Origin of the sequence: Bradyrhizobium sp. BRP23 (assembly GCF_020194135.1) — a bacterium.
In the GTDB taxonomy this organism is placed as follows: domain Bacteria; phylum Pseudomonadota; class Alphaproteobacteria; order Rhizobiales; family Xanthobacteraceae; genus Bradyrhizobium; species Bradyrhizobium yuanmingense.
This window is the reverse complement of record NZ_JADYVW010000004.1, coordinates 191,446-204,456: the sequence shown is the minus strand read 5'-3', so window position 1 is coordinate 204,456 and position 13,011 is coordinate 191,446. Positions and strand designations below refer to the sequence as shown.

Genomic DNA, 13,011 nt, shown 5'->3' with positions numbered 1-13,011 from the left:
CCTCACTTCACCGGCTCGGGCCCGAGGTGTTCGTCAAAGTGCCAGACCAAATGCGCAGGTGCGCGTCGGCCGGCGTGATGCGGATCAGCGAATGATCGAAGGTCTCCGTTGCGATGCGCTCCAGTTGAGCCTTGCTGATGTAGAGGGTGAACTTGCCATTGGGTGCATCGGTGATGGTGAGCCCGCCGTTCTCGGTCGTCAGGAGCAAATGCTGGTCAACATCCGACGCGTGCGTGCGGATGCCCATGCGCAGCGTGTTGCCGGTGAGGTCGATCGGAACGAGGTCCACCGTCTGGTACGCAAACTGCCGAATAAAGTCGGCGTCGTTCTGGGTTGTGATGTTGACGATCGCCATTGCCACCTCTCACGGCGTGCCAGCCATCGGCCCGCCAGTCGACAGGCCGGAGTAGTCGAAGATGATCTGCGTGTGCGCTGGCTTCCAGCGATTGAGCAAGCACTCCAAATCTTCCGCGAGCGCGATGATGAGGTGCGGATCGACGCCGCACTGTCCGGCGCTGCACCTGAACCACGTCAGGCGGGTCGTGCCGACGTGCACGGTCCAGTACCAGCGATTGGAGTCGGGGCCGAGAATGTAGGGATATTCGGAATACTCGCCTTCATCCGGTGGCACGCCGGTCGGGTCGAGCGCGAGCCTGCCGAGATAGTCAAGCTGGGTGTGGCTGCCGTCGCCGATGACGCGATTGTCGCCGACGCGATCGATGCCAACCATGAACGGGCGATACTCGGTGATCGTGATCGTGTAGCCGATCTGCGCGGCGATATCGATGAAGAAGGCCCGCGACTGCGCGCCCTCGATCGTCATGCGCTGCACCAGGGCGCGCTGCCTGTCCGCAATCGACTGCGGGCTCTTGTAGCAGGGGTCGGGCAGACCCCAGTTGCGCTCCCAGTCGGGAAGCAGCTCGATGGTGGAGCGCGGGTCGCTCTCCTGCTCCAGCAGCAGCGAGGCGCGAAGCTCGAAGTCTCCCCACACCTGGGCGAGCCCGCGCACCACCGTCTGCAGGGTGCTCTCGTAGAAGGTCGGCCACGCCTGACCGCGCGGCAGCAGCTTCGCCAACTGCTCGGCGTAGTCGTCGCCGGTCCTGGTGACGTGCTGGTCCAATCTGCCCTACGAATAGTTGATGGTGTCGATCATCGGCATGTAGCCAAGCTCTGACGGCACGAGCGTATCGAACGCCAATTCGTGGTGATCCTCGCCGACGGCGTTGCTGATCGCCTCATCGACCCAGGAGCGGTACATGGTCTGCCCAGGCGCCGACCGCTGGAACTCCATCTTCTGGATCGACTGCAGGATCTTCTCCTGCGTGCTGCCATCGTCGTTGACGAGGTCGCTGATCGCGATCGTATAGAACAGCGGCACCGGGCCAGAGACCCACATGTCTTTGACCGTGACCGGCCGCATCACGTCGAGATAGGCTTGCACCGCCGCGATGTCGTTGGGCTCGGGGAGCCCGTGATTGTCGCCGCGCAGCTCGTCCATCAGGAAGCGCACGGTCATCGTGCCCGGTCCCATCTCGGGGTAGGCCCAGGCACGCGTGACGCCCGGCACCGCGCGAGCCCAGCGGACATAGTCGGCCTGACTGCCGCCCATCGGCGGGTTCTGAATGCGGAACAGGATGCGCTCGCGCAAGCTGTCGTCGCTCTCTTCATCGACGCCGCCTTCCATGGTGACGACCGTCGCCCGCGTGTCCGCGCCGCCGATCGGCAACGTCAGCGAGATTGCCTCGCCAGTGTCGAGGTTGCCGTCGAGGCCAGCGATCGTGGCCTTGACCGCGACTTCGGTCGGGATCGTGCCGATCGTGATCTCGTCCTGGGTCTCGTAGGTGATCTGGTTCGCACCGATGAGTTCGGAGAACTGCGGGATGACGACGCCAGCGTTGCCGCTGAACGTTACGCTGCCGCTCGCGAAGGTCGCCGCCTGCCGTCCCTTGCTGCCGTCGGCGTTGGTTAGCCAGATGACGCCGAAGCGATCGAGCCATTCCCGCTCGGCGGTGTCCGGCATCAGTTGCTTGGCGAGCCAGTCGAGATAGATCAGCGTGAGATGGGTGAGCCCGGCCTGCGCGTCGGACATGATGCGCAGCGCGGAGTTCGGGATCAGCGCGACGCCGCCAACCCGCGACAGCACGTAGTCCCGTACAAGCCTGCGAACGTCTTTGAGCGATGGAGTAGTCCAAGGCATCAGGGCGCTCCGAGTTCTTCCCACAAGCTCGCGTAGCGAAGATCAACAGGCCTATCGGGACCGCGATAGATTACGACGCTGACATCGATCCTTCCACGATCTGTTCTAGATGCTCCCGCATCAATTCGAGAAGCGATGCGCTGATCGGTGAAAGGCCGCAGTGCCTCGCGCGTGTAGCTCTCGGCGCGATAGACGGTGCTGCCTTCGCGCGCTTCCGATGGCGTGATCTTGGCGCGTCGCAGGAGCCAGAGCTTCGAGCCGACCGGCCAGCCGTTCCAGATTTCCTCCGCGTCCATGTCGCCCCACCATCCGCCGCGATCGGTGCTGTCCGGATCGGGAAGCACGGCATCGAGCGGCACCAGCGCGTCAGTGCCAAGCGCGATGATGACCGCGCTCTGCAAGCCAAAGCCGTCGCCGAGCAGGTGCATCGGTGTCATCAGCCAGTCGAGTTCGACGGCGGTGCCGACGATGGCGATGTCGGTTTGCTGGACGTAGCGAATGTCGGGCATGGGTTCACTCTCACGGGTTCGCGTCTTCGGACGTCGGAGGACCGGGCTTCGGCGCTTTCACGAGCACGGCACCCATGCCGGAGGGCTCCGTGGTCATGCCTTTGCCGCCGTTGACGCCGTAGACCGGATGGTCTGCGTCATCAGAGCCGAGCCTCATCTCTCCGGTGAACGACCAGCGCTTGTTTTCCTTGTCGTAGTAGCCGACCACATCATCGCCGACCCGAAACTCGATGCGCCCCTTGGTGCAGCGGATTTCGGTGTTGATGCCGTCGCCCTTCTCGTGATTGTACTTTTCCTCCTCGTCCTGGCCGTCGCCGCCAGCGTCCGACGCCACGTTGAGGATGTCGCGCGCTTGCGCCCCCGCGCTGCCGCCGCCCTGCTGGTCCTGCTGCTGCTTCTTCGGCTTAGGCTGCTTCTTGCTGTTGATGTGCCGCATGGAGACGTATTCGTCGGGGTGCGGCACGATCATGAACACGCCGCCTTCCTTGTCGTCCTTGCTGGACGGCTTGATGTAGGTCAGCGCCCGGCCATGATCGGTGTTTGGCCCATACTGCGCCGACGATCCAGGCGGCATCACGCGCGGCCGGTGCCTGCGATCGTCCATCACGACCGCGATGTAGTGCGACATGCCGCCCGCGGAGAGCATGATCGCTTCTGCCGCCTCGCCACCGATGTCGTCGTTGGCGTAGCCGCCACCCTGGCCCTGCTTGCCGTCGCGCGGCATCACGACCGACGAGAAGCCGTAATTCTGCGGCGCCTCGATGTTCTTGCGCTTGTGCGAGTGGAAACCGTCAATGCTGGTCTCCTGCATCATGTGCTTGTCCGCGACGTTGTTCACGGTCGCCCGGAAGATGCTCATAAACGAGCGAAACGAGGTCTCGATAGGTGAGCCGAACCTCATCCGAGTGGTCCTTTCTGGGTGTTGCCGACGATCGGCGTGGAGCCGGTGTCGAACACCGACTTGCTGGTGTCGCCGCTGGTCTTCACGACCGGCGCGTCGCCGCTGCCCGGCTTGGCGAATGGCGCATGCGCTTTCATGTAGAGCGGGTTGACCATCTCCAGCGTCGTCGTCGTGCCGCCGCCGTCGCGCTGGTCATAGGTGACCTTCTTGCAGGTGAGGTCATTGTTGAGGATCAGCATCGGCGATTTGACGTGATAGGTGTCGCGCGCCTTCCACAATGCGCCGTTGCCCTGCACCCATCCTTGGACGGTGATGTTGGCCTGGACCTCGCTTCCCTCGAAGACGCGGCGCGAGGTGGCGGCCCGCCACTGATACTCCTGCTTGTCGGCGGTCGGGATGTCGATGAAGTCGATCCACCAGACCGGCCGCTTTCCCTTGCCCGGAGCCTCGCCGACGTTCTTATTCGCCGGGTCCATGTTCTTGTCGTCGTGGCTGGCGCCGTTCCCGATGGAGTAGTGCCGCTGATAGAAGTGCGTGTCGCGGATGACGCATGATGCGCGAAGGATGTTCTTGCCCTCAATCAGCTCGCCGACCGGGTTGGCCTCGTGGTCGCCGATGAGGAGGAGGTTGCCCAGGGCGTCACTGCCGACCTTCACGTCCCGCATGCGGCAAGCGCGCTCGATGAAGTTGTAGGTCAGCTCGCCGGGATTGTGCTGCAGCTCCTTGAAGGGATTGCCCGGGATTTGCCCGATCGTCTTGACGTTGACGCCGTGATACCCGGCCGCCTTCCTCGCCAGTTGCTCCAGCGACATGCCATCATAGTTGCCGTTCGTGTCCGGCTTGATCGAGCTGATTGCGGTGTTGTAGGTCGTAGACGTACCGCTGATCAGGATCGAGTGCTCCTTCCCAGCGTAGCCGACCTGCCGCTCCATCACGAAGCCGGTGAGCGCGAGCACGCCGCCCAGCATGATCTCGCACTGATCCCCTGGCGCGATCTGCATCGCCGTGAAAGAGACCGGCGTCGGTGAAAACTCCGTGCACTCGAAAGAGAAATAAGGGTAAGCCTGATCGGTGTCATCGACCACGGTCACGGCGGTCCAGTCGCGGAACGGCATGCCGTTGACGCGAAGCTCCGCGATCTCTGTCGGGTTCTTCCACGCCATCACTGCACCGCCAGCATCTTGCCGTCGCGCGGCATGAATGCCGGATGGACGACCTTGTTCTCCCGCCAGAGCTCGTCGCTGTAGGTGGCATCGCCGTAGGCGAGCTGCGACATCTTCAGGGCGGGGAGGGTGACCGGATAGCGGTAAGAGATGACACGCGGCAGGACCAACTCGGTCTCGTAGAACTGGCGTGCGACGCGCCCGTGCAGCGCGACGATCGCCATGTAGCAGGACTGATCGAGCGCGTCGGGCACCGCCTCCTCGACCTCCTCAAAGGCCGCCATCATGCTCGCCTTCATCGCCGCTGCGTCGTCGCGCGAGGGGAACGTCATGGTCGTCGTTGCGATGCTTTCCTGGGCGAGCGAGATCGAGGCGAACATGAACTGCGTCGCGACCGCGATGAGCCCTTCCGGCGCCTGGTGGAGCGCGGCCTTCCGGACCTGTCCCAGGGTCTGCGCGGTGGCGCCGCACATGCGAGCGAGCGTGAGCGCGATCACGACCCGATGCGTCAGCGTGCCGTCGATGATGTAGTCGGACGCATGCGCCGCGATGTTACCGACGGTCTGCCGGAACTGCGGGCCAGCGGCGACCGCCGTGCCGGGCGCGGTGCCGAGCATGACCGGACACATCGTCTGCACGAGGCGCGATGCTTCCGCCACGTCACGCCATTGCCAGTTTGCAGTCATCCCGCAACTCTCCCCACGGTCTGGTTCCACAATTGATTGATCTGCTCGGCGCTGAGGATCGCTCCGACCTGACCGGCCATGAACGATGCGACGGTGTCCTGCACCGATCCGGATGCGGCGAGCGTCTCCGATGTCGGCATCGCCGTGACGCCTGAGAAGCCCGGCTTGCCGAATTCGGTGAACTCCATCTCGATGGCACAGTAGCCGCCGCGCTCGCGCACTTCGGTGATGGTGTACGTCCCCGCCATCACCTCGAGGTTCTGGCCCATGTAGTCGAGCGGCATCTGGAGCGTGCCGGGTCCGTCGGCCTCCAGGGCGGCGATCAGGATGTCGCGGGCGTCAAGGTAGTTCGGCCCGATCAGGAAGCCGCTGACGTGGTAACTGATCGGCGTGCGGCCCATGTCCTCGCTGTAGGGATCGTTGCGCTTCGGATAGGTGTGCACGACGACGCGGCGCCCGCTGCTGCGCGCGCCGCTCTCTACGTAGAAGATCGCGCCGCGAAACGATGCCTGCTGAAATCTCTCCCGCCAGGGGTTCTTGATGTCCTTGATCGTCGCCATCGTTGCCTCACTGCGCCGCCTGCTTGCCGGTGGCAGGCATCGTCGGTGTCTGTTGCGGGCCGTTGTTGAAGAGGGTGCTCGGGATGCGCGCGACGCCTTTCTCGGCGTCCTTCATGGCGCTGGCGTCGATTGAGATATCGAACACGTTCTTGCCCGACGCCGCCGCACCGGTTTTGCCAGCCGTCAGGCTGTCGAACTTGGAGCCGTGCGGCCCCTTCCACTCCATATGGGCGGGGTCTTTCTCGGGCAGCGGCTGCCCGATGTTGTAGCGCTGCTTGATCTCATTCCACTTGTCAGGGTTCTGCTGCAGCCAGCGCTGCATCGCGGGCGACATGAACTGCTGGTCGTCCAGATCGACTGCGGCGCCGTAAGCGTGGCTCGACCAGCCGCCGCCCCACCGCTTCTGCCGTTTATTGTAGGAGCCCGGAGCGCGCAGCGGTGCTCCTGCGGCACTGAGGTCTTGGAAGAACCCGGCGAAGTCCGGCGCCGCCTCCGGATTGACCGTGATGGGGCCATAGGCGGTCTTGATCGTCTGCATGCTTTCGCGCGACGGGACCGGCACTCCGTGCTTCTGGAAGTAGTTGTACTCGCCCTTGCTCGACGGCGGTCCCGGCACAACACTCGGCGCGCTCGCGCCCCACGCGGGATTGGGCACGTTCTCCACGCGCGGGCCGGGTCGCGCGCCACTGCTTGCCGCTCCTCCACCGCCGCCGCTCGTGCCGCCGCTCGAAGGGGCTGCCGAGCCGCCGGTCTCTTGACCGCCGCCTGGAGCCGGACCGGCGCCGAGCGCGGCGCTGCCACCGCCACCGCCACCCTGGGCCTTGCGCATGTCCTCGACAAGCTGCTGGAATTCGACGTTCGCCTTTTCCGCGTTCTCGCCGGTCTCCTTGACGGGGAGCCCGACGCGATTGCGCCACCAGTTGCCGAAGTCGGACCAGAACGACGGCCCGCCGTCCTTATTCTGCTGATCGCGCTGCGCCTTGCGTTCCTGATCAGCCTTGTCAGCCTGTGCTTCCTCTTCATCGGTGAGTAGGCGCCCCTTGCCGACGTCATAGGTGCCGAAGGCCGATTTGCCTTCGCCGCGCCGCTTCTCGGTGCGGTCGATGAAATCCATGACGCCGGTGAGGCCTTTGGCCAGGACACCGAGCCCTTCACCCACGCCCTTGACGAACTCGCCGATGCTCTTGCCGAGCCGCGACACGTCATCGGGCGTCATACCCGCGACTGCGGCGGTGAGCCTGTTCAATCCCTCCGCGAGAGCGGTGACCGCTTCCTTGTTCTGCAGCGCCTGGGTGAGCGCCTTAACCAGGGGGTCGAGCGCCTGCATCGCGGCGGTGCCGACGGTCAGCTTGAGCTTGTCCCACTGCAGCGACGCCTTGATCCATTCGTCGTGATATCTCTTGGCGTCGGCGATCTGCTGATCGGTCATGCCGGACGCGCGGGCCATGGCCTCCATGGCCTCGTTCCACTCGATCCGCGCCGCCTTGATGTTGTTGAACCAAAGCTCGGCCCAGGCGCGCACCTTGGCGGGATCGACCTTCTTCAGCTCCTCCAGCCGCTGCCAGACGATCGCCATCTGATCGACTTGGTTCTTGGCGTTGAGGACGGAGCCGACAACGTCGGCGCCGCCGAGCCGAACGATCTCTTCCCAGGTGCCGTGGATGTGGAGCTTCGCCTCGTAAACGACCTTGTTGAAGTTCTCCATCATCTGGATGGCTTCGGGCTTCGCGATGTTGACGCGCGCCGCTGCATCCATGAAGCCGCGATACTGCTGGATCGTCATGCCGACGCGGTCGGCGCCTTCCTTGATCTGGACGAGCCCGCCAGCGAACTTGTTGAGCCCGACCGCCGCCGCCGACAGGCCGAGGACGATGCCGGACAGCGAGAGCGTGAAGCCGCCCAGCGCGGGCCTCACCACCGAGGCGATTTCCTGCGAGATGCCCCTCATCGAGGAGCGGAGGTGATCCAGCTCGCGCTGCATCGGCGAGATGTCGCGCTTCTGGCCGGTCTGCCCCAGGAGCCGGCGCATCTGCTCGATTGCCGCAAGAGCCTGCGGCGCACCGAGCAGACGGAACGTCATCTCAAGTTCGTTCTCATTCGCCATGTGCCGCTGCCTTCTCGGGCTCGATGGCCTTGCGTGGCTCGGGCTGCTGCTCGGACTTCGTGCGCTCTCGGCGCTGCATCACGCTGGCGATGTCGTCACCCGCCGCGTTGGTCTTCACATCGACCGTGCCCTGCGGGGCCTTCACGCGGACATTGATGTGAAGCTTGTTCGAGGTCGGCGCGTTCTCGTCGCGGATGGCGTTGTCGAGCATGTAGCTGGGCAAGCCGCGCGTGCGGTCGGGAATGATGGGCTGCTCGGGCTTCGCGAAGCCGGTTGCACTGCCGCCGCTTGATGCCTGCGGGTTGTCCTTGGCCGCCTGCATGGCGCCCTGCCAGTCAAGGACGGCGCTGCTCGACGGCGCCTTTGTGGGGGAGGGTGCGCCCTTGGCGTCAACCTCGGTCGCGATCGAGTGCGCCCATCCGAGATACTTGTCGGCCTCGCCGCGCCGTCGCATCGAGCCGAAATATCGGGTCGCACCGCCCCATCGTCCGGCCGCGTTGGTGCCAGCGATAATCTGATCCTGCGGGATAGACTGGTGCCACTGATTGACGAGTGCCTGCGCCTGCGCGTCGGGATCATCGACGCGGCGCCCCGCGAGACCGTAGCGCGCGAGGTCGCCGGAATTGAACTGGTTCAGGCCGCCGTTGCCAGCATAGCGGTTGAGGCCGCTTTCCTGCTGAGATGTGGCGAGCGCGAGCGCGGCCCATTCCTCTGGGGTGCCCTTGGTGATCCCCCACTTCGGACCATCGGGCGGCACGTAGCCGTCGAGGGGACCGCCTTTGAATTTGGCGACATAGCTCTTGTAAAGTGCACCCGCATCGACGTTGCCGCCGCCGCCGCGCTTCTGACCGACGACGCTCGGATCGCCGCCAGCGGCGCGCGGGCCTCCGCCGCCGGGGCCGTAGCCACTGCCCGGCACGAAGCCCGCGCCGATCGCGCCGGTCGCTGGTCCCACCGCTTGCGGGCCGCCTGTGGGGGTCGCTGGCGCAAAGCCGGGAATGTTCGCGGCGGGACCGCCAGCGCCGACGCTGTAGCCGCCCGGGAATGCGACGCCGCCGCCCGCCGCAGCACCGCTGCCACCAATGACGCCGCGGCGGATCAGGTCGTTGCGGATGTTGATCTCCCGCAGGAGGTCGGCGGTCCTGTCGAGATGTTTCGACAGGTCCTTGAACGGCTCGGCCTGCTGCTGCGCCTGCGTGTCGGCGTTCGCACCGGTCATTCCGCCGATGACGGAGCCAAGGGACGGCAGTCGCCATGTCCAAGGCTTGTAGGGCACCGGGGGCGGCGCCTTCATCTCCTCCGCGGTCGCGTGCTGCGAGGCGACCCATTCCAGCATGCGGTAAATCGCCGATGCCGATTTGAGCGCGATGTTGACGGCGCCGCCGAATGCACGGCCCGCTGCCGTCAGGTCGCGCGAGGTGATGCGCTGGATTGCCTTTGCCGCGTCCTCGAAGCCCTGGACGATCGGCTGGAACGCCTCCGGATTGTCGTTGTAGATCTTCGTCAGGTTCTCCATCGCCTTCGTGAAGCCCGGCAGCACGGCAGCGCCCAGGTCCTGCTTCACGTCGTCGAGCGCCTCGTCCAGCTCGCGCATGGTCTGGTTGAACTTGCGTGCGGCTTCCTCGGCCTCCTTGCTTGGCGCGACCGCTTCGGCCGCCCACTTCGCCACGTCGGCGAGCGACAGGTTGATGAACCTGTAATCGCCCAGCAATTGCTCGGCCAGCATGCGGGCGCGGTCCGGAGCCCGCTCGCGCAGCTCGTCCATCCGCTTGAGCGTGGCCGCCAGCGCCTCGGCGTTGGTGCGGCTGTTCTGGATTGCCCGGACGAGCGCGCCTTCACCCCAGCCCACCAGGGTGCCCCGCAATTCGCTCATGTTGTTGCGGATGTCGTCGGCCTTGCGCCCGAACGCCGTGATCGAGGCCATTGCCTCGTCGTTTGAGATGCCGTGCGACTGCGCCGCCGCCGCATAGCCCTTCATCGTCTCGATCGAGATGCCGGTCTCTTTCGCGATGTAGCCCATCTCGATGGTCGCCCGGGCGAAGTCGCGGGCGGCCTTCGTGATGCCGATCATCGAGGCCGCGAAGGCGCCCGCGCCGAGGGTGACTCCGAGACTGCTGAGCGATGGTGTGATGATGTCGCGAAGCTCGCGACCGACCGCGTGCAGGCCCTGGCTGAGCTTCTTGGCGTTCTCAACAGGCTGACGGGTGTTGAGGCCTTCGCTCCAGAGCTTGGCGATGTCGCGGTTGAGTGCGGCGATCTGCTCCGCACTCTCCCTCGCACCGCTTACGCCGACGCCGACATTAACGTCCATCTGGTGCCTCTGGGGGCCGCGTTCGTTCCAGAAGCTCTATGGTCCAGTGCATGTGCCGTTCGATTTCTCGGATCGGCTTTGCGAGAAAGACGGCCGGGTCTTGCGCGTAGTACTTCGCAAGCCGGTAGCAATTCAGCACTAGGTCGTCAGCCTTGGTACGAAAAAACGCGAGAGCTTCCACGCGCTGTTGATCCAGTCCTGCGACGACAGACTGCGGATCGCGGAAGGCGGCACGGCTGCAAGCTGCACCATCATCGCCGACATTTCGCGCTGGTTGAACGCGATGCGCGGCGGATCGACGGAGAAGTCGATGGTGGCAGGCACGCCCGCCGCCTCGATGTCGGCCCCGGTCGGCTCGCGAAAGATCAGCTCGGTGATCTTGTCGCCGTGCGCGAGGACCGGCTTTTCGAGCACGACCCTGATCCTGTTGTCGTCCGGTGCAGAGGCTTTTGCCTCTGCACCGTTCATGTTCTCGCCGTCCGCCATCGGCTAGTGCTCCTGTTAGAAAATTTCGTCTGACTGGACGCCTTCGAACCGCACCCGGAACTGACCGTCGCGCGTGTTGATCTCGAAGGCGGACCGGCACCACGCGCTGCGCAGCGTGTACACCGTGCCGTTGATCAGCTCGGCCGTCACCGTCGCATCGGTGATGCGCTCGATCGCTTCAAGGCTGAGGCCGGGCAGGGTGGACACGTCGCCCTCGATGTAGGGGACGCGCGGCAGCTCCTGATAGCCGTGCACGCGATCCTGACCGGCAATGCCGGTGCGCTCGACCATCGACATCGAAACGGTGAATGCGCCTTTGAGGGGATACTGGTTGCCGTCAACCTTGAGGTAGGCAGTGCCTGCGATCGGGACACCCATGGGGGTCTGTCTCCCTGTCTCGCTTGCTCCGCGTGCAGTGTCTCATTGCGAGCGCATGCTTTCAAATATTCATTACACATGCTGCTGCATTGAAAACAGAAGGGCCGCTTGCGCGGCCCTAAGTCTAGGGAGACGACGTTCGCCGTCACGCCACCGAGATATCGACGCCCCGATCGTACTGAAGCCGAAACTGCGCCAGCACCGCGAAGATGCGAAGCTGGTTCACGAGGTCCGGCGGATAGAGCACGTTGACGCGGTTCGGATCGTTCGGGTCGCGCTCCACGATGAGGTGCTGCTTGAACGCGATCGCGTTCTCGACCAGCCCGTTGTACTCGTCCACGCGATACTCGGCGACCAACTCGGCCTTGATGGTCTTCGGCGTGACGATTGCCTGACCGGGTCCGAAGCGGGTGCCGTCGTCGGCCAGCTTGTGACGCGGAAACTTCGACGTGATCGCCTGCCGCTGGTTGCGGAAAAGCCGCGCCAACGTTGCGAGCGTGGTGACCACCTCGTAAGCGTCGTCGGGCTGGCTGTACAGGTTCCTCTGATAGGTCGTGCTGTCCCGCATGATCGCCGGGATGCCGTCGCCATTCGGCCGCTGGGTGGCCAAGCCCACGGTGGCCATCGCGTTCAGCTCGGCCATGGTGAACTTCTGATGCTTCGGCGCAGGCAGGCAGCCCTGCAGCGTGAGGGTCTGCAGCGGACGTGCCGGGTCGTTGAGGAGTGCCCGCGCTGCCTTCGCGGTGTAGGCCGCCGCATACTCCCACGGCGCGGTCGGGGACTGCTTCTCCAGGGCCATGACGGACACAATGGGCGAGTTGTTGTTGGGCCCCCAGGTGATGAGGTTCTGATAGGTGTCCTTGTAGGCGGAGAAGATGTGCCCATAGAGCTGGCGCATCCAGCCCCAGCGCCCGCTATCGCTGAAGCCGTACTCGTTCTCCCAGGCGACGAGCGAGGTGCTGTCAGTGAAGGCGAGCGCCACATACTCGAACGGCTCATCGCCCAGGTTCGCGAGTGCGACATCCATGTCGGGCGTGCCGGTGCCGCCCGAGAGCTTGCCGCCATCGGAATAGGTGAGAACCAGGCCGGTCGGCATCCGCTCGCCCGCGAGCGATCCGCCGTAATTGTCGCGCATGTCGATCTGGTTGCCGTCGATGCCCTTGTGCCGCGCCGTCAGCGTCACCACCGCCGCAGCCACACTGACGGTCACCGGCATGCCAGGATCGGCCGAGATGGCATCGGCGATGCTGGCCGCGACCTCGTCTGCGGTGTCGTCGGCTGCGACGCCGACCTGCACCCGCCGGCCGTTGATGTAGAGGGCGAGCGTGCCTGCACCCGTGGGCGGCGCGGACACGGTGATGGTGCCGCTCGCGGCGACCCCTGCGGTGGGCTCCGCGATCGGGAGGCCCCATACCTCGGCGGCGAAATTGTTGTCGAAGACGCGCTCGAACATGTTGTCCATCATCGACCCGACGCCGAAGAAGGCACGCGCCTCGCTCTTGCTGCCGACGGCGATGGGGATGTCAAACGGCACGGTGCTGCCGCCGTCGTCGGGCGCGGCCGACGCCGGGTTGCCGTAGCCGACGACCAAGATGGCCTGACGATAGACCGGCAAGCCCGCCATGCTCGGGTCCACCTCGACCCAATACAGCGGCATCTTCCAGTTCGCAGGGATCGAGTTGAAACTAATCGGCATGACCATCTCCCTTCTCTGTC

General features: G+C 64.9%; 13 protein-coding genes. All 13 read right to left on the bottom strand.

Annotated features, from left to right (window positions below; translation table 11 throughout):
• Nucleotides 1-7 precede the first annotated feature (7 nt).
• Entirely contained in the window at nucleotides 8-355 is a 348-nt protein-coding gene (locus I6F24_RS12565; RefSeq protein WP_225156373.1) for a hypothetical protein, read from the bottom strand.
• Nucleotides 356-364: 9 nt separating this feature from the next.
• Complete coding sequence (locus I6F24_RS12560; RefSeq protein WP_225156371.1) at nucleotides 365-1,120, bottom strand: putative phage tail protein; 756 nt, start codon at nucleotides 1,118-1,120, stop codon at nucleotides 365-367.
• 6 nt (nucleotides 1,121-1,126) lie between these two features.
• Nucleotides 1,127-2,197 (bottom strand): baseplate J/gp47 family protein, encoded by a 1,071-nt coding sequence (locus I6F24_RS12555; RefSeq protein WP_225156369.1) that lies wholly within the window; start codon nucleotides 2,195-2,197, stop codon nucleotides 1,127-1,129.
• The gene (locus I6F24_RS12550; protein WP_225156367.1) at nucleotides 2,197-2,706 is read right to left on the bottom strand and encodes a phage GP46 family protein; all 510 of its coding nucleotides are present in this window, start codon (nucleotides 2,704-2,706) and stop codon (nucleotides 2,197-2,199) included. The genes I6F24_RS12555 and I6F24_RS12550 overlap by 1 nt, the downstream gene beginning before the upstream one ends.
• Nucleotides 2,707-2,716: 10 nt before the next feature.
• Entirely contained in the window at nucleotides 2,717-3,607 is an 891-nt protein-coding gene (locus tag I6F24_RS12545) for a phage baseplate assembly protein (RefSeq protein WP_225156365.1), read from the bottom strand.
• Nucleotides 3,604-4,770 carry a phage baseplate assembly protein gene (locus I6F24_RS12540; RefSeq protein WP_225156363.1) on the bottom strand — a complete coding sequence of 389 codons (1,167 nt, stop codon included), beginning with the start codon at nucleotides 4,768-4,770 and terminating at the stop codon, nucleotides 3,604-3,606. Before I6F24_RS12540 ends, I6F24_RS12545 begins: the two co-directional genes overlap by 4 nt.
• Nucleotides 4,770-5,456, bottom strand: coding sequence for a hypothetical protein (locus I6F24_RS12535; protein WP_225156361.1), 687 nt, complete (start codon nucleotides 5,454-5,456; stop codon nucleotides 4,770-4,772). Before I6F24_RS12535 ends, I6F24_RS12540 begins: the two co-directional genes overlap by 1 nt.
• Entirely contained in the window at nucleotides 5,453-6,016 is a 564-nt protein-coding gene (locus I6F24_RS12530) for a DNA circularization N-terminal domain-containing protein (RefSeq protein WP_225156358.1), read from the bottom strand. The genes I6F24_RS12535 and I6F24_RS12530 overlap by 4 nt, the downstream gene beginning before the upstream one ends.
• Nucleotides 6,017-6,023: 7 nt before the next feature.
• On the bottom strand, nucleotides 6,024-8,096 hold the full coding sequence (locus I6F24_RS12525; RefSeq protein WP_225156356.1) for a hypothetical protein: 2,073 nt from the start codon (nucleotides 8,094-8,096) through the stop codon (nucleotides 6,024-6,026).
• 13 nt (nucleotides 8,097-8,109) lie between these two features.
• On the bottom strand, nucleotides 8,110-10,431 hold the full coding sequence (locus I6F24_RS12520) for a hypothetical protein (protein ID WP_225156354.1): 2,322 nt from the start codon (nucleotides 10,429-10,431) through the stop codon (nucleotides 8,110-8,112).
• A 138-nt stretch (nucleotides 10,432-10,569) separates the two neighbouring features.
• Entirely contained in the window at nucleotides 10,570-10,917 is a 348-nt protein-coding gene (locus tag I6F24_RS12515; RefSeq protein WP_225156353.1) for a phage tail assembly protein, read from the bottom strand.
• 15 nt (nucleotides 10,918-10,932) lie between these two features.
• Nucleotides 10,933-11,295, bottom strand: a complete 363-nt coding sequence (locus I6F24_RS12510) for a phage tail tube protein (protein WP_225156351.1) — start codon at nucleotides 11,293-11,295, stop codon at nucleotides 10,933-10,935.
• Between the two features lie 145 nt (nucleotides 11,296-11,440).
• Nucleotides 11,441-12,991, bottom strand: coding sequence for a phage tail sheath C-terminal domain-containing protein (locus I6F24_RS12505; protein WP_225156349.1), 1,551 nt, complete (start codon nucleotides 12,989-12,991; stop codon nucleotides 11,441-11,443).
• Nucleotides 12,992-13,011: the final 20 nt, after the last annotated feature.